Source organism: Agromyces sp. PvR057 (assembly GCF_040547485.1).
GTDB lineage: Bacteria > Actinomycetota > Actinomycetes > Actinomycetales > Microbacteriaceae > Agromyces.
Window position 1 is genome coordinate 87,365 of record NZ_JBEPPT010000006.1, and the last position, 23,038, is coordinate 110,402.

The 23,038-nt window shown below is 70.2% G+C and carries 14 protein-coding genes; 9 read left to right on the top strand and 5 right to left on the bottom strand.

Annotated features, from left to right (window positions below; genetic code table 11):
* The first annotated feature begins 19 nt into the window (after nucleotides 1–19).
* Genes ABIC29_RS17905 through ABIC29_RS17925 form a run of 5 tightly spaced genes read left to right on the top strand, consistent with a single transcriptional unit; the run spans nucleotide 20 to nucleotide 4,644 of the window.
* Entirely contained in the window at nucleotides 20–1,234 is a 1,215-nt protein-coding gene (locus tag ABIC29_RS17905) for a sensor histidine kinase (RefSeq protein ID WP_354247658.1), read from the top strand.
* On the top strand, nucleotides 1,231–1,980 hold the full coding sequence (locus tag ABIC29_RS17910; protein WP_116085571.1) for a LytR/AlgR family response regulator transcription factor: 750 nt from the start codon (nucleotides 1,231–1,233) through the stop codon (nucleotides 1,978–1,980). The genes ABIC29_RS17905 and ABIC29_RS17910 overlap by 4 nt, the downstream gene beginning before the upstream one ends.
* Nucleotides 1,977–2,393, top strand: a complete 417-nt coding sequence (locus ABIC29_RS17915) for a DUF485 domain-containing protein (RefSeq protein WP_354247661.1) — start codon at nucleotides 1,977–1,979, stop codon at nucleotides 2,391–2,393. Before ABIC29_RS17910 ends, ABIC29_RS17915 begins: the two co-directional genes overlap by 4 nt.
* Nucleotides 2,390–3,853 carry a sodium/solute symporter gene (locus ABIC29_RS17920; protein WP_055862804.1) on the top strand — a complete coding sequence of 488 codons (1,464 nt, stop codon included), beginning with the start codon at nucleotides 2,390–2,392 and terminating at the stop codon, nucleotides 3,851–3,853. The genes ABIC29_RS17915 and ABIC29_RS17920 overlap by 4 nt, the downstream gene beginning before the upstream one ends.
* A 44-nt stretch (nucleotides 3,854–3,897) precedes the next feature.
* Nucleotides 3,898–4,644, top strand: a complete 747-nt coding sequence (locus ABIC29_RS17925; protein WP_055862806.1) for a sulfite exporter TauE/SafE family protein — start codon at nucleotides 3,898–3,900, stop codon at nucleotides 4,642–4,644.
* 4 nt (nucleotides 4,645–4,648) lie between these two features.
* Here ABIC29_RS17925 and ABIC29_RS17930 read toward each other — a convergent pair whose 3' ends face one another.
* Nucleotides 4,649–5,296 (bottom strand): GNAT family N-acetyltransferase, encoded by a 648-nt coding sequence (locus tag ABIC29_RS17930; RefSeq protein ID WP_354247664.1) that lies wholly within the window; start codon nucleotides 5,294–5,296, stop codon nucleotides 4,649–4,651.
* Nucleotides 5,297–5,439: 143 nt separating this feature from the next.
* Between ABIC29_RS17930 and ABIC29_RS17935 the strand changes: the two genes are divergently transcribed.
* Nucleotides 5,440–5,658, top strand: a complete 219-nt coding sequence (locus tag ABIC29_RS17935) for a hypothetical protein (RefSeq protein ID WP_055862810.1) — start codon at nucleotides 5,440–5,442, stop codon at nucleotides 5,656–5,658.
* A 76-nt stretch (nucleotides 5,659–5,734) separates the two neighbouring features.
* Here the strand turns inward: ABIC29_RS17935 and ABIC29_RS17940 are convergent, their stop codons facing one another.
* Nucleotides 5,735–15,103, bottom strand: coding sequence for a DUF5979 domain-containing protein (locus tag ABIC29_RS17940; protein ID WP_354247667.1), 9,369 nt, complete (start codon nucleotides 15,101–15,103; stop codon nucleotides 5,735–5,737).
* 245 nt (nucleotides 15,104–15,348) lie between these two features.
* Between ABIC29_RS17940 and ABIC29_RS17945 the strand changes: the two genes are divergently transcribed.
* Nucleotides 15,349–17,220 carry an alkyl/aryl-sulfatase gene (locus ABIC29_RS17945; RefSeq protein WP_354247670.1) on the top strand — a complete coding sequence of 624 codons (1,872 nt, stop codon included), beginning with the start codon at nucleotides 15,349–15,351 and terminating at the stop codon, nucleotides 17,218–17,220.
* A 214-nt stretch (nucleotides 17,221–17,434) separates the two neighbouring features.
* Here the strand turns inward: ABIC29_RS17945 and ABIC29_RS17950 are convergent, their stop codons facing one another.
* Both ABIC29_RS17950 and ABIC29_RS17955 read right to left on the bottom strand, forming a co-directional pair.
* Nucleotides 17,435–18,721: an adenylosuccinate synthase gene (locus tag ABIC29_RS17950; protein WP_116086132.1), complete on the bottom strand. Its 1,287-nt coding sequence runs from the start codon at nucleotides 18,719–18,721 to the stop codon at nucleotides 17,435–17,437.
* 1 nt (nucleotide 18,722) lies between these two features.
* Nucleotides 18,723–19,265 (bottom strand): DUF3151 family protein, encoded by a 543-nt coding sequence (locus ABIC29_RS17955; RefSeq protein ID WP_354247673.1) that lies wholly within the window; start codon nucleotides 19,263–19,265, stop codon nucleotides 18,723–18,725.
* A 115-nt stretch (nucleotides 19,266–19,380) separates the two neighbouring features.
* Here ABIC29_RS17955 and argG point away from each other — a divergent pair, with 115 nt between their 5' ends.
* Entirely contained in the window at nucleotides 19,381–20,808 is a 1,428-nt protein-coding gene (gene argG, locus ABIC29_RS17960) for an argininosuccinate synthase (RefSeq protein WP_055862818.1), read from the top strand.
* 79 nt (nucleotides 20,809–20,887) lie between these two features.
* Here the strand turns inward: argG and ABIC29_RS17965 are convergent, their stop codons facing one another.
* Nucleotides 20,888–21,226, bottom strand: a complete 339-nt coding sequence (locus tag ABIC29_RS17965) for a hypothetical protein (RefSeq protein ID WP_116086125.1) — start codon at nucleotides 21,224–21,226, stop codon at nucleotides 20,888–20,890.
* A gap of 232 nt (nucleotides 21,227–21,458) precedes the next feature.
* On the opposite strand from ABIC29_RS17965, the gene cls reads away from it, so the two are divergent.
* On the top strand, nucleotides 21,459–22,958 hold the full coding sequence (cls, locus tag ABIC29_RS17970) for a cardiolipin synthase (RefSeq protein ID WP_354247677.1): 1,500 nt from the start codon (nucleotides 21,459–21,461) through the stop codon (nucleotides 22,956–22,958).
* The last annotated feature ends 80 nt before the right edge of the window (nucleotides 22,959–23,038 follow it).

Genomic DNA, 23,038 nt, shown 5'->3' on the forward strand with positions numbered 1-23,038 from the left:
GACGGCTACGATTTCGAGCATGCCCGAGTCGATGCTGCTCGCCGCGAGCGCCGGTGTCGTCGCCGGCGCCCTCGCGGTCGGCGTGGTGCTGCTGCTGCGCCGGCTGGTGGTCGCGCAGCGCGAGCTCGGCACCGACGCCGAGCAGGCGACGTACCAGACGCTGCACCTCGCGAGCCGCGCCGCCAAGCACGTGCGCGGGGGCTTCGACGGGGCGGATGCCGCGCGGGCGGGCCGGTCACTTCGCACGATGCTCGGCTGCGAGAGCCTCGCGCTCGTCGACCCTGCCGGACTCGTCACGGTCGAGGGCGACGACGACGTGCGTGCGATCGCGGGCGAACTCGCGCAGGCGGCGCAGGCGGCCGGCAAGCCGCACGTGCAGCGGCGCATCACGCTGGGCGCGACGGAGACGGATGCCGTGGCCGCGCCGATCCTCGTCGGCGACCGTTCGGCCGGGGCGATCGTTGCCTTCGCCTCCCCGGTGCGGGCCGGCCTCGTGCGTGCGACGGGCGAGGTGGCGAGCTGGGTGGCGTCGCAGGTCGAGCTCGGAGAGCTCGACGCCTCGCGGGCGGCCCTCGCCGAGGCCGAGGTGCGCGCCCTCCGCGCCCAGATCAGCCCGCACTTCATCTACAACGCCCTCAACGCGATCGCGTCGTTCATCAACACCGACCCGGCGAAGGCGCGCGAGCTCGTGCTCGAGTTCGCCGACTTCACGCGGTACTCCTTCCGCCGGCACGGCGACTTCACGACCGTCGCCGAGGAGCTGCGCTCGATCGACAGCTACCTCGAGCTCGAGCGGGCGCGCTTCGGCGATCGCCTGCGGGTGACCCTGCAGGTCGCGCCGGAGGTGCTCTCGACCGTCGTGCCGTTCCTGTCGATCCAGCCGCTCGTCGAGAACGCGGTGCGGCACGGCCTCGAGGCGAAGGAGGGCGGCGGACGCATCACGATCACCGCGGCCGACTCCGGCGCCTTCGCCGAGATCAGCGTCGAGGACGACGGCGTCGGCATCGACCCCGTCGTGCTCGAGGAGGTGCTCGCGGGCGGCTCGCCCGGCGAGCACGTCGGCCTCCGTAACGTCGACGCCCGCCTGCGCCAGGTGTACGGCGAGGAGCACGGCCTCGTCGTCGAGACGAACGTCGGCGCCGGCACGCTCGTGCGCATGCGGGTGCCGAAGTCGCAGCCCGGTCCGAACCCGAACGCGCCGACCACCGCCCTCGACGGGAGCCGAGCCCGATGATCTCCGTCCTCATCGCCGACGATGAGCAGCCCGCGATCGACGAGCTGGCGTTCCTGCTGTCGCAGGATCCGCGCATCGGCACGGTGCACCAGGCCTCGTCGGGGTCCGAGGCGATCCGCCTGCTCACGCGCGAGCCGGTCGACGCCGCGTTCCTCGACATCCACATGCCGGGCCTGAACGGCTTCGATCTCGCCCGCGCCCTGCAGCGCTTCGAGCACCGGCCCGCACTCGTGTTCGTGACCGCCGACGAGGAGGGCGCGCTCGAGGCCTTCGACCTGGCCGCCGTCGACTACCTGCTGAAGCCCGTGCGCACCGAGCGCCTGCAGCGATCGATCGGGCGCATCGTCGAGGTGCTGAAGGCCGGCCAGGCGACGGCGACCGGCGGCATCCCGACCGTGACCGCGCCCGAGATGATCGCCGTGACGCTCGGCGGCACGACCCGCATGATCCGGCGCGACGAGGTGCGCTACGTGCAGGCGCAGGGCGACTACGCGCGCCTGCACACCGACGAGGCCAGCTACCTCGTGCGCGTGCCGATGGCCGACCTCGAACGCCAGTGGGCGGATGCCGGATTCGTGCGCGTGCACCGGTCGTACCTCGTCTCGCTCGCGCACCTCACGCGGATCCGCCTCGGCACCGACCACCCGAGCGTCACGATCGCGGGGGCGGAACTGCCCGTGAGCCGGCGCCTGCTCCCCGCGCTGCGCGAGCGGCTCGAGTCCGCGACCCTGCGTCCACGGCCATGAGCGAGCACACCGAGCCGACGGATGCCGCGGGCGGGCCGCCGCCGACGCCGCCCGCCCGGGTGCGGGTGACGGCCCCGAGGAGCGGCTCGGCCGCGGCATCCGCTCGCCCTTCGACGCCCGGTGGCGCCTCGGCGGGCAGCGAGCCCGAGAGCGTCTACGTGCGATCGCTGATCCGCTCGCAGCTGCGCCTCGGCATCACCTACGCCGCCGGGTTCGCGCTCGCGACGGCCCTGTTCGTGCTCGCGATTGTGCTCTCGCCGGTGCTCGACGAGACGTTCGTGTTCGGCGTTCCGCTGTCGTGGCTGCTGCTCGCGGTCGGCGTGTACCCGCTCGCGATCACCGTCGCCGTGCTCTACGCGCGCGCCGCGGCCCGCAACGAGGCCAGGTACCGGGCGCTCACGGAGGCCGAGTGAACGCCGCCATCAGCTACGCGGCGATCGCGGCCGTGGCGCTCGCGTCGGCGCTCATCGGGTTCTACGGCCTGCGCGTCTCGCGCACGACGAGCGACTTCTACGTCGCCTCGCGCACCGTGCGGCCGTGGTGGAACGCGTCGGCCATCGGCGGCGAGTACCTCTCGGCCGCGAGCTTCCTCGGCATCGCCGGCCTCATCCTCACCACGGGCGCCGGGGGCATCTGGTTCCCGATCGGCTACACGGCCGGATACCTCATGCTGCTGCTGTTCGTCGCCGCACCGCTGCGCCGCTCGGGTGCGTACACGATCCCCGACTTCACCGAGGCCCGGCTCGAGTCGCGCACCGCACGACTCGTGACGAGCACCCTCGTCATCGTCATCGGGTGGTTCTACATCGTGCCGCAACTGCAGGGCGCGGCCCTGGCCGTGCGCATCACGACCGGGCTGCCGTCGTGGGCGGGCTCGCTCGCCGTCGCGGTGATCGTCGCCGTCGTCGTCGCGGCGGGCGGCATGCGCTCGATCACGTTCGTGCAGGCGTTCCAGTTCTGGTTGAAGCTCACCGCCATCGCGGTGCCCGTGATCGCGATGCTCATCATCGTCGGCGGCGTCGAACCCGCGCTCGAGGCCGCGGCGGCGTTCCCCCCGACCGCCGGACCCGGCGACCTCGACCCGTACCGCACGATCTCGCTCATGGTCGCGCTGCTCCTCGGAACCCTCGGCCTGCCGCACGTCCTCGTGCGCTTCTACACGAACCCCGACGGCGAGGCGGCCCGTCGCACCACCGTGATCGTGCTCGTGCTGCTCTCGGTGTTCTACCTGTTCCCGACGATCCTCGGCCTGCTCGGCCGGGCGTTCGCCCCAGACCTCGTCGCCTCGGGCGACGCCGACGCCCTCGTGCTCGTGCTGCCCGACCGGCTCGTACCCGGATGGGCGGGCGACCTGCTCACCGCGCTCGTCATCGCCGGCGCGTTCGCCGCCTTCCTCTCGACCTCGTCCGGACTCGTCGTCTCGCTCGCCGGCGTCATCAGCCAGGACCTGCTCGGCGGCAGCGTGCGCGGATTCCGCATCGCCGCCGTCGCCTCGTCGTTCGTGCCGCTCGTCGTGGCCCTCGCCACCGAATCCACCGGGCTCGCCGGCAGCGTCGGACTCGTGTTCGCCTTCACCGCCTCGACGCTGTGTCCCATGCTGCTGCTCGGCATCTGGTGGCGCGGGCTCACGCCGCGCGGCGCCGTGTCGGGCATGCTCACCGGCGCCGTGCTCTCGGGGGCGGCGATCCTCGGCGGCGGGGCGATCGCGGCGGCGGCGCCCGGCATCCGCCCCTTCCTCGAGCAGCCCGCCGCGTGGACCGTGCCCGCCGCGCTGCTCGTCACGGTGGTCGTGTCGCGCCTCGACCGGCGACGGCGACCCCGGGGAACGGATGCGTTCCTCGCCCGGCTGCACACGCCCGAGCGGGTGCGCTGAGCTGCTCGACCGGCGCATCGGCGCGGGGCGCGTAGGATACTCCGGTGCTCGCCGCCGTCGCCATCTCCGTCCTCGTCGGCGCCTTCGCACAGCGCATCACCGGCATGGGGTTCGCGCTCGTCGCCTCGCCGGCCCTGGTGATCCTGCTCGGCCCCTTCGACGGGGTCATCGTCGTGAACCTCTGTGCCATCGTGTCGTCGCTCATCATCCTGCCGAGGGTGTGGCGGTACGTGGAGTGGCGTCGATTCGCCATGCTCGCGCTCCCGGCCCTCGCCGGCACGGTCGTCGGCGCGCTCATCGCCGCGCATGTTCCCGGCGCTCCCCTGCAGGTCGTCATCGGCGCCCTCGTCATCATCGCGCTCACGATCACGCTGCTCGTCACGCGCGCCGAGCACGTCGTGAGCGGATGGCCGCCCGCACTCGTCGCGGGCGCGGCATCCGGGGTCATGAATGCCGCGGCCGGCGTCGGCGGACCGGCGCTCAGCGTCTACGCCGTCGCCACCAGGTGGCCGCAGCCGCGCTTCGCCGCGACCGCCCAGCCCTACTTCGTGGCCATCGGCACGGCCTCGCTCGTGCTGAAGCTCGCCCAGACCGGCTGGGCGATCCCCGAGCTGGCGCCGGGCTCGTGGCCGATCGTGATCGGCGCCGTGCTCGCCGGACTGGTGCTGGGCGAGGTGCTGCACCGGCGGATCCCCCACCACGCCGCGCGCATCGCCGTGATCGCGATCGCCTACGTCGGCGGAGCCGCAGCCCTCATCGACGGCGCGATCGAGATCTGGTTCTCGGCGTAGGCCTTCAGGCGGATGCCGCGGCGAGCCGGACCGGTTCGTCGCCCCGGGCGGCGAGACGTGCCTCGAGCCCAGCGCGCACCGACGGCCACTCGTCGACCACGATCGAGTAGACCGCGGAGTCGCGCCAGCTGCCGTCGGCACGCAGCTTGTGCCGACGCGCGATGCCCTCGAACGACGCGCCCAGGCGCAGGATCGCCGCCCGCGACCGCTCGTTGCGGCTGTCGGCCTGCAGCTTCACCCGGCCGAAGCCGTGCTCGAAGGCCATGCCGAGCAGCAGGAGCTTCGTCTCGACGTTCACGCCCGTCGCCCACACGCGGGGGTCGTACGCCGTCCAGCCGATGTGCCCCGACTCGTTGACGAGGTCGAGGTCGCCGAACTTCGTCGCGCCGACCACGCGCGCGTCGTGCTCGCCGCCGCGCAGCCGCACCGTCCACGGCAGGGCCAGCCGGCCGCCCGCGTAGTAGCCGAGCGCGAACCGCTCGAACGCCGCGTCATCAGCGGGGAGGCCGGCAGGGCCGCCGCCGTATCCGCCGGCGAAGACCTCCGGATGCCGGAGGGCCCCAGCGAGCTCCGGCACGTCGGCGGGCACGAACGGGGACAGGCTGATGAACCGGCCGACGAGCGGCTCGGCGGGCGGGAGCAGGGCGGTCACCGCACGAGTCTCGCACACGGGCGGGCCGCTCTCCGCGTGTGCCGGAGGCGCCTTCCGCGGCTGCCGGGCTGCCTTCCGCGGCCGCCGGTGCGGACGTAGGCTGGATCCGATCGGCGACGCCGCCGTGGAGATGGGGGAACGGAATGGCCGGAATCGACGACCTCGCCAAGCAGGCCGGGGACTTCATCGAGCAGAACAAGGACAAGATCCAAGAGGTCCTGAAGAGCGAGCAGGCCGAGGACATCAGCGACAAGCTGCTCGACGGCATCGGCGAAGCCGTGAAGAAGATCGCGCCAGACGAGCACGACGGCGTGATCGACGACGTCAAGGGCAACATCGACAAGGCGGTCGGCAACGAGTAGCGACCCGAGATGAGGACGCCCCGCCCGATCCCGGGCGGGGCATCCTCATGTCCGGCGCGAAGGCCGCGATGCGGCGCTACGCCCGTCGGCGCCGGCGGGCGATCAGCACGAGCGCGACGCCGATCGCGACGAGGATGCCGCCGAAGCCGATCCATGCCGCCACGACAGCGCCGTCGACACCGGTGACCGGCGGCGCGGGCGCGAACTCGTTGTCGACCGTGATCGTCGCCGCCTCGTCGAGACCGACCACGACCGGGGTGGCCTCGGTCGCGCTGACCGTGACGGCGATCGCCCCACCGGCGTCGGTCTCCTCGGCCCAGCACTCCGTGCCGATCGGCAGGTCGCTGAGGGTCACCGTCTCGCCCGCGGTGATCGGCACCGGTTCGGCGTCGAACGGCACGTACGGGTCGTTGCCCTCGCCCTGGTCGAAGGTGCAGGTCACCGCGACGATGAACGTCTTGCCGTCGGCCTGGTCCGTCGCCCCGCTCACCGTCTTCACGAGGTCGACCGACCCCTCCTCGAAGGTGTTCGTGGCCGTGAGCTCCAACGTCTGCGGCTCGTCCTCGACATCGATGATTGCGGCGTTGTCGTACGAGTCGTAGTCGATCGTGCTCTCGGTCGCGCCCGCGGCATCCGTCTCCTCGCCGAAGCAGTGCGTCTGGAACGGCAGCTTCAGGGGGTCGCCGTCTTCACGGAGCACGGGCACCGTCTCGTCGGCACCGACCTCGACCGGCCCGGAGAAGACCGTGACGATCGTGCCGAAGACGTCGAGCTGGCAGGTCACCTGCACGGTGAACGTCGCATCCTGCACGTACGCCTCGTCGGCCGCCGAGCCGTCGACCGCCTTGGTGACGTCGATCGTGCCCAGCGAGAAGACGTTGAGGAAGCCCGCCGTGACCACGGTCTCGACACCCTCGTCCTGGTCGGTGATCGTCACGGTGACCGGCGGCGGCGTCGTGTCGGCATCGGCCTTGAACGTCTCGGTCACGACGCACTCCGCACCGACCGGGATGCCGGTGATCGTCTCGCTCGTGAACGGACCCTCGGTGCCGTCGCCGACGACCACGAGCTCCCGGTCGACGACCGTCTGCCCGTCGTAGGTGCACTCCACCTGGAAGATGAACGGACCGTTCGAGAACTCCGGCACACCGGGTCCGGCGACGACCTTCAACACGTTCAGGCCGCCGGTGCGGAACTCGTTCTCGACCGTCACGGCGACGGGCTCGTCGGTCGCGTCGTCGCCGACGGTGAACTCCGACGGACTCACGGTGGACTCGGTCGCCTCGCCGTCGTCGAGTTCGGCGACCGTGCAGTCCGCGTCCGTCGGCAGGTTCTCCACCGTCCAGACGTCGCCCGGTGCATCCTTCGTCAGCGTGTGCGTCGCGTCGTAGACGACGTCGGGGTCTGCACCCTCGAGGGTGCAGACGAGCTCCACCTCGAAGTCGCCGAACGTACCGCCCCAGGCATCTGCGCCGGTACCGGTCACGGCCTTCGTGATCTCGACCGATCCGACTCCGAAGGCGTTCGTCACCGCGACCGTGGTCACGGTGGCGCCCTCGCTGTCGGGCAGGAGCGTGAAGGTGGCCTCCGAGGTCGCACCCAGGTCGTCGTCGACACCGTCCTGCGTCACCACGATCGAGGTCGTCGCCCCCTCGGAGGCGGCCTCGGTGACGGTGCACTCGCTGCCGGCGGGCAAGGTGTCGTACGTCTGCTCGCCGCCGTCGGAGAGGTCGAACGATTCATCGAGCACGGTCTCGCCCTCGAACACGCAGGTCGCGGTGAACGAGAAGACCGTGTCGTACTCGATCGGGTCGCCGTTCTCATCGACGGCGCCGCCGTTGTCGACGTCCTTCGTCACGGTGAAGCCCGCGTCGGGGAAGTCGTTCGTCACCGTGATGGTGACGGGCGGGGCACCCTCGGGCCCGACCACGATCGGGTCGTCCTCGGTCGCGCTGATCGAGATGTCGTACGCGCCCTGGCCGTCGGGCTCCTCGGCCCAGCACTCGGACCCGACCGGCACCTCGAAGAGCGTCGTCACCTCGCCGTCCTCGAGTTCGACCGGCTCCTGGTCGTAGACCACGATCGGCGGGTTGCCGTCGCCGCGGTCGAGCGTGCAGGTGACGAGGATCTCGAAGGTGCGGCCCTCGGCATGGTCGGCGTTGCCGCTGACCTCCTTCTCGATCGAGACATTGCTCAGGTCGAACGTGTTCGTCGCCGTCACGGCGAGCGCCTGCGGCTCCTCGTCATCGGATGCCACGACGATGGCGGCGTCGTCGAACGAGTCGTGGTCGACCGACGAGTCGGTCGCGCCCGCGTCATCCGTCTCCTCGCCCCAGCAGTGGGTGCCGAACGGCAGCAGCAGGGGCTCGCCGGTCGTCTCGTCGAGCACGGTGACCGTCTCGCCGCCGGTGACCTCGACATCTCCGTCGAACAGCGGATCGCCGTCGGCGGTCAGCACGCAGGTCAGGTGCACCGTGTACGTCGCGTCGACGACCTCGGGCCGTTCGGCGCCGGTGCCCGCGAGCTCCTTCGTCACCGCGATCGTGCCGGCGCTGAACGAGTTCAGGAACGGCGCGACCTCGACCTGCGGCGTGCCGTCGACCTCGTCGGTGATCGTCACCGTCACGGGCTCGGGCGTCGTGTCGGCCCCGCCGGAGTCGGACTCGGTGACGATGCACTCGCTGCCGACCGGGAGCCCGGTCACGGGTTCGGACTCGATCGGACCGGTGGTGCCGTCGCCGACGACCGTGAGCGTGCCCTCGCCGACCGTCTGACCCTCGTACGTGCAGGTGTAGTCGAAGGCGAAGGCGACGCCCGTGGCGAAGACGATGCCGGGGCCGACGAACGACTTCTCGACGACGAAGCCGCCGGTGCGGTAGTCGTTCGTGACCGTCACGGCGATCGGCTCTTCGCCGCCGTCGGTGTCGCCGATGGTCATCGGCTGCTCGGGCGCGATCGTGACTTCGGTGGCATCGCCGTTGTCGGGCTCGGTGACCGTGCAATCCGCCCCTGTAGGCAGGTTGTCGACGCTCCACGTCTCGCCGTCGGAGATCACGAACGTGTCGTCGTAGACGGGGTTCGTCGTCGCCTGGTCCCAAGTGCAGACGAGCTGGAGCGTGAAGTCGTCGGGAGCCCATGCGTCTGCGCCCGCGCCGGTCACGTCCTTCGTGATCTCGAGGCCCCCGACCGTGTACGTGTTCGTCGCGGTGAGCGCAGTCAGGTGCGTCCCGTCCGCCTCGTCGGGCATGATCGTGAACTCGACGGCGGAGGTCACGTCGACCGGGTCGCGATCGACGCCGTCCTCGGTCACCACGACCTCGGACGTGGTCGCGCCCGCGACATCCGTCTCCTGCACCGAGCAGGTCGCACCCACCGGGAGCGGACCGAAGTCCTGCGTTTCGCCCTCGCCGATCGTGAACTCGCGCTGGTCCTCGGGGATGATCTCCTGGCCGAGCCAGATGCAGCTCGCCTCGAACGTGAACTGCGGGTCGTATGCGATCGCGTTGCCGTCCTGGTCGACCGCGGTGCTGCGCTCGACCTCCTTCGTGACGCTGAAGCCGCCGATCTCGTACGTGTTGGTGACCTGGAGCGTGACCTCCTCGACGGGGTCGGGCGGGAACGGATGGTGGATGTCGGTACGCCCGGTGAGGTCGCGCGTCGCGATGACCTCGCCTGAGCGGTCAGCGGTGCCCTCCGGGTCGTACGTGACGGTCGAACCCTGCGCGAAGAGCTCCTGGACCGTGCATCTCGAGAAGAGCGGGAGGTTGGTTCCGGTGCCGACCTCGACGAGCGAACCGTCGGCCGGCACGTCGATCGGGGAGACCTCGGCCCCGCCGGTGTCGACGAGGTCGACGGGCTCCTCGAGCGACTCGCACTGCACGTCGAAGTCGTAGGAGTCGGGCAGCGGGTAGGTCCAGCTGTCCGGTGCGACCTGCTCCTTCTGCAGCTGCACCTGACCCGCGGGAACCGCGACACCGGCGCGAACCGGCTCGACCGGGCCCTGGTAGATCTGATTGCCCTGGAATGTGGCTCGTGAACCGGCCGCGACGGTGTTCCACGCGATCGGGAGGCCGTCATCGTAGGCGTCCGGAACGATCGCCGGGGTCTGCGTGTCGAAGGTGACGGAGCCGGTGACGCCCGGCGGGAGTCCGGAACCCTCCGGGAAGCTGTAGACGAGTTTGATCGCCCGTGCCGTTGCGAGCTCGGCGAGCGGCGTCGTTCCATCGAACTCGACCCATGGCCTGGTGGAGACATCCGCGAAGCACGGGTCGGAGTCGGGGACCGGCTGACCGAGCGTGCTGTACTGGATATCGACGGCATTGCATGCCTGGTCCGGCACGCTGGCCATGTAGTACGACGTCGCCGTAGCCGCAGCGATGGTGCTCACGTTGCCCAGGAAGACGGGCTGCCATTGGGACCCGCGGGGCGAACCCACCACCACGCCGGTGTCTCCGACGGCCGGCAGCACGTCGATGCCCGCGATCCGGTCGGCCAGCACGTTGCCGCGGTTCGTGAAGCTGAGGCGCCAGGTCTCGACGCCGCCCGGACGGGTGATCGGCACGCACTGGTTCACGTAGAAGCCATCGGAGGCGTTCGGCGAGGCGCAGGCCTCCGCAGTCGGGTTCGCCGCGGTGTTCAGCACGCCGAGGTCGTCGGAGTTGGGGTCGGCCGGGTCGACGCCGGGCACGCCGGCCGCAGTGCCCTTGACCGCCTTGACGATGCTGATCGGCGCCGCGGCGGCCGGGGTGACGGTGGTGTCCGCCGCGCAGTCGGCGACGTTCGCGGTGTCGGCGATCGGGAGGTTGTTCGAGCTGTGCCCGCACATCTCGAAGTCGCGGTCGCTCGTGGCGGAGATCGTGTTGCCGACGGGTGTGCCGGGAGTGAGCCCCGGGCGGAACATGAGGTTCGCCTGGATGACGAGGACGTCGCCCGGGTTGAACACGAAGCCGTCGGGCACCGTGATCGTGACGACGCCCGTGGTCTCGTCGAGCGTTCCCGTGAACCCGTCGGTCGGCAGAGCGGTACCCGAGGAGTCGGTCAGTTCGAACTCGAACTCCTCCTCGACATCGGGATCGTCGACGAGCAGCGAGCCCGACGCATCCGTCGCGACCTGGTCGGTAAACTCGAGGCCCGTCATGGCCCACTGACCGGTGTTGGTGATGGTCATCGTGTACGGAATGGTCGACGCCGGCGGGAACTGCTGGGCGCCCGCGCCGCCGGAGCCGTTGCCCGGCGACTTGACGACGCTGATGGCGTTCACCCGGTGCTGCAGGATCGTGGTGTCCGACGCGGTGGCGTCGGCCTGCCAGGTCACGCCGTCGGGCGTCTCCCACGACCCCGTGCCGTGCACGTCGACGTCGTCGGTCGTCGTGCCCTGCACGGCCTCGCCCGGCGCGGTGTCGAGACCGGGAAGGGTCGAGGGAACCGGGTAGCTGTCGATGACGCCGTCGGGCCCGTAGTGCAGGTTCTCGAGCCGGTCGGCGATGAACTTGAACGACACGATCGGGTTTCGGGGCGACTCCCAGTTCGTCTCGTCCTCGTCCTTGCGGATGTCGAAGCGCAGGCCGCGCACGTCGGCGGGGGCGACCCCGTCGGGCAGCGCCGGCGTGACGACGTTGGAGACGGCATCCTGCCAGTCGCCGATGACCCAGCAGTCGGTGAGGTCGGTGTCGCCGTCGCACGTCTGGCCGAGCGTGTTCGTGCCGACGTCGTACGTGTACTCCACGCCCACGAGCGCCGACACCTGCAGCTGGCCGATGCCGGAGGGCAGGGTCGCGGCGGGGAACGACGCGAACTCGAACGCGTTCCAGAAGGTCGGCGTGTCATCCGTGAGCGTCAGGACGGTCGTGCGCACGTTGCCGGTGGGCTGGCCGCCGATCGTCACGGTGTACCCGTCGGGCGACTCGTCCTCGTAGCGCGACGGCGGGTCGATCGACTTGCCCGCGTTGACGCCGTACGTCGCGTCGGCGAAGGTGAGCGAGTCGTCGTCCGTGGCATACGCCTCGTCGAGCGTGGGGTCGCCGCCGGGCCGCGACGCCCCGGACGAGGCGACGTTGGTCACCGTGTCGGCGGTCGTCGGGCGCACGCCCGGCTCGTCGCGGAGGAACTCGCGCAACTGGTAGGTCAGCACGACCGAGGTCGTCTCCTCGGTCTCGATCGACACGCCGTCGGGATCGGTGTGCACGACGCTGAAGCCGACGACGTCGGCGAGATCGGTCGGTGTCAGGGCGAGCGCCTCGTCGATCGTGTACTCGTCGGTTCCGCCGCCCTCGCGGGTGAGCGTCACGGTCGACTGCGTCGCCGCCTCGGGCACCGTGATGACGTCGATGCGGTAGAGGTTCAGGTAGGTGTACGTCGTCGTCTCGGCGGGCGGCGGAGTCGGAGGCGTCGGTGTCGCGGCCGGGTCGTCGAGCCGCAGCACGCTGACGTTCGCCTCCGTCTGGTTGACGGCCGTCATCGTCGCGCTGACGAGCGGGTAGTCGGCCTGGTCGGCGCTGTCGGGCGGGATCGGCAGGCTGTCCTGGTCGAACGACTTCGAGACCGACGTGTTGATCACGGTGTCGAGGATCGTGATGTCGTCGGAGTCGTCGTGGGTCACGGGCTGCGGCCCGACGCCTTCAGCCCTGGCGGTGTTCGTGACCACGCCGTTCTGGCCCGAGTTGTAGGGCTCGTCGTGCAGCGTGCCGACCACCGGGCCGCCGCTCCGCTTCTCCTGCCGGAGCTGGAACGTCAGGTCGAGGTTGCGCTCGAAATCGTAGGATGCCGCGACCCCCGACCCTGCAGCCGGTCCGGCGCCCCCGCGGTTCGAGCCCTCGACGTAGGTCAGGCGCACGCCGAGCGTTGACTCCTGCTCGGCGTCGGAGAGCGTGTAGCCGGGGAAGCCGCCGTCGCAGGCGGTGCCGGTCGTGTCGGCCGCCCCGCACGCCTCGGCCGTGATGTCGACCCAGTCGCCCGCGGTGGCGTCGAAGAGCTCCACGGTCCCGATGCGGTCGTACGTCATGACCGGGTCGAGGTCGCCGTCGATGGGCTCGACGACGGCGAGGTTCCAGGCGTCGAAGGCGGATGCCGCGATGTCGGCGAAGTCCGCTCCGGCCGTCGGGTCGTCGGTGATCGCGACCGAGTCGAACGGCAGGCCCTCGGTCGCCCACGAGATGCGCGCGCTGCGCTGGTCGTCGCTGAACGCCTCGACGTTCTCGTCGAGCCACTGCTTCTCGAGCAGGTCGACGCCCTCGTCGGGGTCGAACGGGTTCACGTCGATCTGGTCGCCGTCGGTCGCGGTGTTGTCCTCGGGCGACGTGTCGTCGGGATTCGTCACCGTCGACGATGCCGTGTTGTCGACCACGAGCGGATCCGCGGCCACGGCCGCGTCGTGCACGCTGCCCGAGCCGTCGCGGAACTGGTCGCGGGTCTCGACCGAGATGCGCGGGGCGACCTGGAATCCGGGCGGCAGTGTCTCGCCGGGCTTCGGCGTGTAGACGAATCGGATGCCCTGGATGTCGTCCTGCAGGTCGTCGGGCACGGTGTAGTTGAACGTTGCCGGACCCTCGACGAGCTCGGCACCGGGAAGCGTCACCCACTCCTCGCCGTCCCAGTACTCGACGGTGAGGTTCGCGTCGGCCGGCACGCCGGCGCTGATCTGCTTCAGGTCGAACGTGTTCCAGAACAGCGAGGGCGGATCGCCGGGCTGCGGGTCGGCGGGGTCGCTGATCACGAGCGAGTCGGCTCCGACGGTCGACGCGTTCTCGCCCTGGTTGTTCACGGACGCGAGGAACGTCACGTCCGTCGTGCTGCCCGGCACGTCCCAGACCTCGTCGCGCACGATGTTCTTGTCGATGACCGTCGACACGCGCACCGGCTGCCTGGTGATGTCCGCGGCATCCTCGTCGTCGCCCGTCTGGCCCGTGGAGTCGGTCACGGTCGAGGTCGTGTCGTTCGTGCTGACGACGTCGGCCTGGCCTTCGACACTCTGCGCCGTGACGTCGAACGGAATCTGCGCCGACGCGTTCGGCAGGATCGGGCCGGTGAAGGTGACCGAGAACCCGACGACGTCGCCGGTCGGGTCGGGCAGCGTGTCGGGCGTCGTGGTGTCGAGCGTCTCGGTCGTGCCGTCGGCATACGTGTACGTGATGGACGCACCGGTGGCGTTCTGCGGCCACGTGATGTCGCCGAAGCCGTCGAAGGTGAGCCCCTGGTCGGCGAGGTTCGGCGACCCGGCGGTGGGCTCGTCGATGGTCATGGACGTCACGGGCCGCGGCCCGTTGGCCGACTCGATGGTGGCCGTGGTGGAGTCGCCGGCGAGCAGCACCGGGTCGGCGAAGGTCTTCTCGACGTCGACGGTCGGGCCGGTGTTGCTGATGACGACATCGCCGTCGGCCGTGTTCGGGTCGGTCGTGGTGTCGTCGACCACGACGCTCGACGAGGCGGTGTTCGGCACGTCGACCGACTCGCCGAGCGGGATGTCGAGCACGGTGTCGTTCGTCTCCGCCGAGATGCCGATCGTGCCGTTGTCGCCCGGGGGAATCGGCTCGCCCGTGCTCGACGTGAACGTGAAGCGCAGCCCCTTCACGTCGGACGGCGGGTCGACGCCCGGGATGTCGGTGAAGTCGGTGGGCACCACGTCGGGGCCGTACACGCTGGTCCAGTTGCCGTCGGCGTCGCGGTACTCGATCTGCACCTGGTCGGCGCCCGGCGGCGGCGTGATCGACGTGATGCCGGTGAAGTCGAGGTAGCTGTCGAACGGGCTGTCGACGCCCTCCGCCGGGTCCTGCACGACGACCGCGTCGACGGACTGGTTCGACGCGTTGCCGCCGCCGATCGTGTAGTCGATGGGCTGGCCGGGCAGGGAGGGAACGCTCTGCCCGTCGGCGACGTGGTCGTCGACCGACTTCTCGACCGTCGACTCGAGCTCCGACGGGATGTCGAGGTCGACGACCACCGATGCGTCCTTCGGCAACGCGTTCTCGGCCGATGCCGTCGCGGTGTTCGTGATCTCGCCGTCGTAGTCTGCGGAGACGGGATCGGGCACCTGCACGTAGACGACGATGCTCACCTGCTGGCCCGTCTCGAGTCCGGTGCCCGCCGCGCCCGTCTCGTTGAACGCGACGGTGAAGTCGGTGTCGCCGGTGGTGACGGTCGCGTCGCTCGAGGAGACGACGACCGGGTTCGGCACGGTCGGGTCGAAGATCAGGGGCGGCGGCAGCGTGTCAGAGACCTGGGCGCCGACGCAGATGTCGACGATGGGACTGTTGCAGGTGAGGGTGATCGTGTAGCTGAACTGCTCGCCGGCTTCGAAGGGCGCCGTGTCTGGCGGCGTGACCGCCTTCGTGAAGGTCGTGAACTCGGCGTCATCGGGAGCCGCGGACGCCGACAACGCCGCCGGCGTCGCCAGTGCCGCCGTCAGGATGATCGCGCCGACCCCGGCGAGCACGCGTCGAACGACCGACATCACTTCCCCCAGCCCCCGCAGCCGCACGGCTGCCACGGACGCGCGGTAGGTGAGACGCCCGTGCTCCGACCCTATCCGGGAGGGCCTGAGTGGGGAAGGGCCGCGTCCCGGTGGAACGGCGTCAGCAGATCCGAAGCATGTTCAGCCGCGCCGGGAAGGCGTGAGGCCAGGTGGTTGTCCATCCGCGCGCTTCGCGGCAGACTGCCAAGGGTGGGCGCGTGCCCACGCGAGGGGGAGTTCAACGTATGCAGCATCAGGACCCGACCGACGCGATCATCGCCGCCAACGCGGAGCTCGCCGCCCGCCTTCCGTTCGCGGATGACGCGGACTTCGCGGCGGTCGAACGGGGATTCATCGCCACGCTGGAGGATCCGAAGATCCTCGACGCGGCCGGCGAGGTCGTCTGGGACGCGTCGACCTACGACTTCATCCAGGGGGAGGCGCCGGACTCGGTGAACCCGAGCCTGTGGCGCCAGAGCCGGCTGGTCGCCAAGCACGGCCTGTTCGAGGTCGTGCCCGGGTTGTACCAGATCCGCGGTCTCGACCTGTCGGTGATGTCGTTCGTCGAGGGCGACACCGGCGTGATCGTGATCGACCCGCTCATCTCCAAAGAAACCGCCGCGGCCGCGCTCGGCCTGTACCGGCAGCACCGCGGCGACCGGCCGATCGTGGCCGTCATCCACACGCACTCGCACATCGACCACTTCGGCGGCGTGCAGGGCATCGTCACCCAGGAGCAGGTCGACACCGGAGCCGTCGCGATCATCGCACCGGAGGGCCTGGTCGAGCACGCCGTCGCCGAGAACGTCTACGCGGGCACTGCGATGGGGCGTCGCGCCGGCTACATGTACGGAGCAGCGCTGCCGCGCGGCATCCGTGGTGCGGTCGGCGCCGGGCTCGGGCAGACGACCTCGACCGGTGAGGCGACCCTGCTCGCGCCGACGCTCGAGATCACGACGACCGGCGAGACGCACACGATCGACGGCGTCGAGATCGAGTTCCAGATGGCCCCGGGCACCGAGGCTCCCAGCGAGATGCACTTCTACATCCCGCGGTACGAGGCGCTCTGCATGGCCGAGAATGCGACTCACACGTTGCACAACCTGCTCACGCTCCGCGGTGCGGTCGTGCGCGACCCGCACGTCTGGTCGCAGTACCTGACCGAGGCCATCGAACGCTACGGCGACCGCGCACAGGTCGTGTTCACGTCGCACCACTGGCCGACGTGGGGCAACACCGAGATCACGGAGTTCCTCGGCCTGCAGCGCGACCTCTACGCCTACCTGCACGACCAGACACTGCGGATGCTGAACCAGGGACTCACCGGGGCCGAGATCGCCGAGGTGATCCAACTGCCCCCGGCCCTCGAGAACTCGTGGCACGCGCGCGGCTACTACGGATCGGTCAGCCACAACGTCAAGGCGATCTACCAGCGCTACATGGGCTGGTTCGATGGCAACCCCGCGCGCCTCTGGCCGCACCCGCCGGCCGCGATCGCCGAACGGTACGTCGACGCCATCGGCGGCATCGACCGGGTCCTCGAACTCGCACAGGTCGCCTACGACGGCGGCGATTTCCGCTGGGCGGCGACCCTGCTCGACCACGCCGTGTTCGTGGACGCGTCGAACGAGGCGGTGAAGGCGCTCTACGCCGATACCCTCGAGCAGCTCGGCTACGGCTCCGAGAACGGCACCTGGCGCAACTTCTTCCTCTCCGGAGCGACCGAGCTGCGATCGGGCAACTTCGGCACGCCGACCACCACGAACGCGCCGGCGATCCTGGCGCAGCTCACGCCCGAACAGGTGTTCGACGCCATCGCGATCACCGTCGACGGCCCGAAGGCCTGGGATCTAGATCTGGCGTTCGACGTCACCGTCAGCGACCTCGGCCGGAGCTTCCACGTCACCCTCCGCAACGGCGTGCTCGTCTACGTCGAACGCGAGCCTGAGACGGATGCCGCGCTGCACCTCACGCTCGAGAAGGCGCGACTCATCCGTCTCGCCGGCGGCGACCTGCAGTCCGACGGCCTCGGCGCGGACGGCGACCTCGGCCTGCTGACGCAGCTCTTCGGCGTGCTCAGCCCCGGCAACCCCGCCTTCGAGATCGTCCTCCCGTAAGTGGAGGGGACCGGACCCCGTGGAGGGCGGGGTCTGGTCACCGATCGAGAACACGATCACTCGAGCGCGCTCGTCCGAGCGGCCGTCTTGAGGATCGGCACTTCCCACGGGCGTGGTTCGTAGGGGATGGCATGCAGGACACGCACGAGGGAGAATCAGCGACACGGCACCAACGAAGGCGCTGTCGGGGAGGGTCGAACGGGGGAAGCGCGGCTCAGGCCAGCAGGTCGTGCAGCTGCACGATCTCGTCGCGGCCGGGGCCGACGCCGATCGCCGAGATGCGCGACCCGCTCATGGCCTCGAGCTCGCGCACGTAGGCCCGGGCGTTCGCGGGCAGGTCGGAGAACTCCCGGGCGCCCGTGATGTCTTCGCTCCAGCCGGGGAACTCCTCGTAGATCGGGGTCGCGTGGTGGAAGTCGGACTGCGAGACGGGCACCTCATCGAAGCGCTGCCCGTCGACGTCGTAGGCGACCGCGACGGGGATGCGCTCGATGCCGGTGAGCACGTCGAGCTTGGTGAGCACGAAGTCGGTGACGCCGTTGATGCGCGAGGTGTAGCGCGCGATAGGGGCGTCGTACCAGCCGGTTCGACGGCGACGACCGGTGGTGGTGCCGAACTCGTGCCCCTTCTCGCTGAGGAACTCGCCCCACTCGTCGAAGAGCTCGGTCGGGAACGGGCCGGCGCCGACGCGGGTCGTGTAGGCCTTGATCACGGCGATGACCCGGTCGATGCGGTTGGGCGCGATGCCCGAGCCGGTGACGGCGCCGCCGCTCGTCGCGTTCGACGACGTGACGAACGGGTAGGTGCCGTGGTCGACGTCGAGCATGGTCGCCTGGCCGCCCTCGAAGAGCACGGTCTCGTCGCGCTCGAGCGCCTGGTGCAGCAGCAGCGCCGTGTCGGTGACCATGGGGCGCAGGCGCTCGACGTAGCCGAGCAGGTCTTCGACGACCTCGTCGACGGCGATCGCGCGACGGTTGTAGACCTTGACCAGCAGGTGGTTCTTCTGGTCGAGGGCGCCCTCGACCTTCTGGCGCAGGATGTTCTCGTCGAACAGGTCCTGCATGCGGAGGCCCACGCGGTTGATCTTGTCGGCGTAGGCCGGGCCGATGCCGCGGCCGGTGGTGCCGATCTGGCGCTTGCCGAGGAAGCGCTCGGTGACCTTGTCGAGCGTGCGGTGGTACTGCGTGATGAGGTGGGCGTTCGCCGAGACGCGCAGCCGCGAGACATCGACCCCTCGGCTCTCGAGGGCTTCGAGCTCCTCGAAGAGCACCTCGACGTCGACGACCACGCCGTTGCCGATGACCGGGGTGACCCCGGGGGTCAGGATGCCGGACGGCAGCAGGTGCAGCGCGTACTTCTCGTCGCCGACGACGACCGTGTGTCCGGCGTTGTTGCCGCCGTTGAACTTGACGACGTAGTCGAGGCGGGGACCGAGCAGGTCGGTCGCCTTGCCCTTTCCCTCGTCGCCCCACTGTGCACCGATCAGGACGGCTGCGGGCATTTCAGTCCTCTCCGGCCGCGTCGAGCGCGACGGGTTCGGCGAGCGGGTCGCCGGTTGTTGCCGTGGCCTTGGCCCGCTCGAGGAGCTGGGCCTGGCTCACGATGGTGATGACCTGGGTGGGCGTGTACTCCGACGCGATGCGGCCGGGGGCCTCGGCATCGGCGCTCGAGAGCTCGCCGGCGAGACGTTCGACCTGCGTGTCGAGGCCGAGGGCCGACGCGGCACGGCGCTTGGCGTCGAGGGCGCGCAGGTAGGCGCGGTTGGGCTCGTCTGACCAGGGCACGGCTGCGCCGGGCTCCCATCCGGATGCCGCGAGCTGCTCTTCGGCGAGGTCGACCGCGACGGTCGCATAGGCGAACGACGCGATGGAGTTGCCCTCGGAATCGGCGAGGTCGGCGAGCTCGGCCCAGGCGAGGGGCGATGACGGATGCTCCGCGACCACCTCGGCGACGGCCCCGCGATCGGCGGTGGCGAGCGCCTCGCGAACCTCGGGTTCGTCGAGGAGACCGGTCTCGCGCTCTGCTTCTGTTTCGTCTGCAGTCACACTCAACCTTATCGCGAGGGGTCTCGGCCGCCCACGAGGCGGCGTCGGAGGTTCCTGCGTCTCGCTCGGCATCCGCCGGTCGGAGCGGAATTGCCGCGCCGGTAGGCTGGAGGGCATGTCGAAAGTCCTCTCCAGCCTCCCCGTCGGCGAACGCGTCGGCATCGCCTTCTCAGGCGGCCTCGACACCTCGGTCGCGGTCGCGTGGATGCGCGAGAAGGGCGCGATCCCCTGCACGTACACGGCCGACCTCGGCCAGCCCGACGAGCCCGACGTCGAGGCCGTGCCCGGGCGCGCCATCGAGTACGGCGCCGAGCTCTCGCGCCTCGTCGACTGCCGTGCGGCGCTCGTCGAAGAGGGATTGGTCGCCCTGCAGTGCGGCGCCTTCCACATCCGCTCCGGCGGCAAGGCCTACTTCAACACGACCCCCCTCGGCCGCGCGGTCACGGGCACGCTGCTCGTGCGCGCGATGCTCGAAGACGGCGTCGACATCTGGGGCGACGGCTCGACCTACAAGGGCAACGACATCGAGCGGTTCTACCGCTACGGCCTCATGGCCAACCCGCGACTGCGCATCTACAAGCCGTGGCTCGACGCCGACTTCGTCACCGAGCTGGGCGGCCGCGCCGAGATGAGCGAGTGGCTGCAGCAGCGCGACCTGCCCTACCGCGCCTCCGCCGAGAAGGCGTACTCGACCGACGCGAACATCTGGGGCGCGACGCACGAGGCCAAGGTGCTCGAGGAGCTCAACGAGGGCATCACCACGGTCGAGCCGATCATGGGCGTGAAGTTCTGGGACGAGAGCGTCGAGATCCCGACCGAAGACGTCACGGTCACGTTCGAGCAGGGTCGCCCGGTCGCGCTGAACGGCGTGCGCTTCGACGACGCGGTCGCCCTCGTGCTCGAGGCGAACGCCATCGGCGGCCGCCACGGCCTCGGCATGAGCGACCAGATCGAGAACCGCATCATCGAGGCGAAGTCGCGCGGCATCTACGAGGCCCCGGGCATGGCACTGCTGCACATCGCCTACGAGCGCCTCGTGAACGCGATCCACAATGAAGACACCATCGCGAACTACCACAACGAGGGTCGCCGCCTCGGCCGTCTCATGTACGAGGGCCGCTGGCTCGACCCGCAGTCGCTCATGCTGCGCGAGTCGATCGTGCGCTGGGTCGCCTCGGCCGTCACGGGCGAGGTCACGCTGCGACTTCGCCGCGGCGACGACTACACGATCATGAACACGACCGGCCCCGCGCTCAGCTACCAGCCCGAGAAGCTCTCGATGGAGCGCGTCGGCGACCAGGCCTTCGGCCCCGAAGACCGCATCGGCCAGCTGACCATGCGCAACCTCGACATCGCCGACTCGCGTGCGCGCCTCGAGCAGTACGCCCGCCTCAACCTGGTGGGCGGCGCGACGGCCGCGCTCGTGGGCGACCTCGCCTCAGGCGAGTCCGCGCAGATCCTGGCCGGCTCGGGCGAGACCGACCTCGAGGCCGCGACCGACGCCGCGAACGAGGCCTCGGCGTTCGACCTCGGCACCGACTGAGTCGAGCAGCACCGACGCCGCATGCAGCAGGGCGGATGCCGCGGCATCCGCCCTGCTGCATGTCGACGTGACGGGTCGGTCAGCCGATGCCGCCGCTCCTGCAGCCGCGCTCGATGAACGCGTCGTTGTCGGATCCGGCGTACGAGACGGTCTCGCCCTTCCAGGTGTAGCTGAAGGCGGGCCAGACGTCCTCCTGGTCCTGGTGCTTGAAGTGCGCGCGGACGACGGCGATGTTGTCGGTCTCGATGTAGACGTACGGGTTCGTCTCGCTGTGGGTGGCGTGGCAGAACGCGACCTTGTGCTCGCCGTCGGCGCCCGGCTGCGTCGCGTTCGCGGCGGCGCCTGCGCCGAGCACGCTGAGCGCGACGAACGGGATCGCGGCGAGAATTGCGGTGAGCCGTCGCTTCGTTGCGGACATGGTGGCTCCTTTCGTCTCGGATCACCACATTCAAGTCCCGGATCCGGGCGCCGAGGCGACGGCGGGTGCCGTTCGTCCTACCGCCGGATGCCCCCAATTCGGGGCGTGTACCCCACCGGCGACGGCCCCGTCGGTGCGATACTCAGGCATCGCCCGCGCTGCCGGCCAGTCCGGCTCCGACCCGAGGAGTGCCGATGAGCCACGCACCGACGATCGACGCGGAGCCCTCACGATGAGCGCCGAACTGGCCACCATCATCGGCTGGCTGCTCGTTGCCGCCGACCTGGCCATCCGCATCGCGGCGCTCATCATCGTGCCGCGCGACCGCAAGCCGACGGCAGCCATGGCCTGGCTGCTGGCGATCTTCCTCATCCCGTTCATCGGCATCATCCTGTTCCTGCTGATCGGCAACGTGAAGCTGTCGAAGCGACGGCGCCAGCGCCAGCTCGAGATCGACCGCATCCTCGAGGAGCACGACGAGGACCTCCTGCCGTCGCCGGATGCCGCGAACTGGCCGGCGTGGTTCCGGACGGTGGTCGAGCAGAACCGCCGGCTCGGCGCGCTGCCGGCGGTCGCCGGCGACTCCGCGCAGCTGATGGGCGACTACGAGGCATCGATCGCGGCGATGGCCGCCGACATCGACACCGCCGAGCGGTACGTGCACGTGGAGTTCTACATCATCGGGCTCGACGACACCACGAAGGGGTTCTTCGCCGCCATGGAGCGCGCGGTGCAGCGCGGGGTGACGGTGAAGGTGCTGCTCGACCACGTGGCATCCAAGCGGGTGAGCGTGCACGAGGCGACCTTCGCCGAGCTCGACCGCATCGGCGTGCAGTGGCACTTCCTGCTGCCGTTGAAGTTCTTCTCGAACCGGTACGAGCGCCCCGACCTGCGCAACCACCGCAAGCTCGTCGTGGTCGACGGCCGGGTGGCCTTCACGGGCTCGCAGAACCTCATCGACCGCAGTTACGACGCGGAGAAGAACCTCAAGCGCGGGCTGAAGTGGCAGGAGCTCGTGGTGCGCACCACCGGGCCCGTCGTCCGCTCGATCGATGCGGTGTTCCGGTCGGACTGGTACGCCGAGACCGACGAGCTGCTCGAGGATCCCGCGGAGCGCGCAGCGACTCCTGCCGCCGCTGCCGTCGGCGCGACCGAGGGCGCTTCGCCCGGGGCATCCGCGGGCCTGGTCTGCCAGGTCGTGCCGAGCGGCCCCGCCTACCCGACCGAGAACAACCTGCGGCTGTTCCTCTCGCTCGTGGCGTCGGCCCAGGAGCGGGTGATCATCACGAGCCCGTACTTCGTGCCAGACGAGGCGATGATCTACGCGATCACGTCGGCGAAGCTGCGCGGGCTCGACGTGCAGCTGTTCGTCTCGGAACTCGGCGACCAGGGCTCGGTCTGGCACGCGCAGCGCTCGTACTACGGCACCCTGTTGCGGGCGGGCGTGCGCATCTGGCTCTACCCGGCGCCGTACATCCTGCACGCGAAGCATCTCTCGATCGACGACGAGGTCGCCGTCATCGGGTCGAGCAACATGGACATCCGCTCCTTCAACCTCAACTTCGAGATCTCGCTCGTGGTCCGCGGAGCGTCGTTCGTCGCGGACATGCGCGAGGTGGAGCAGGGGTACCGAGATGCCGGACGCGAGCTCACCCTCGAGGAGTGGGAGAAGGAGCCGCTGTCGGCGACGTTCCTCGACGGGGTCGCACGGCTCACCTCGGCGCTGCAGTAGCGCGCAGGCAGCACGCGCGGCGCGCGATGCGCGTGTCGCTGGGCGTTCGCCGAGATAACTTGCACAGCAGTGTGCAAGTT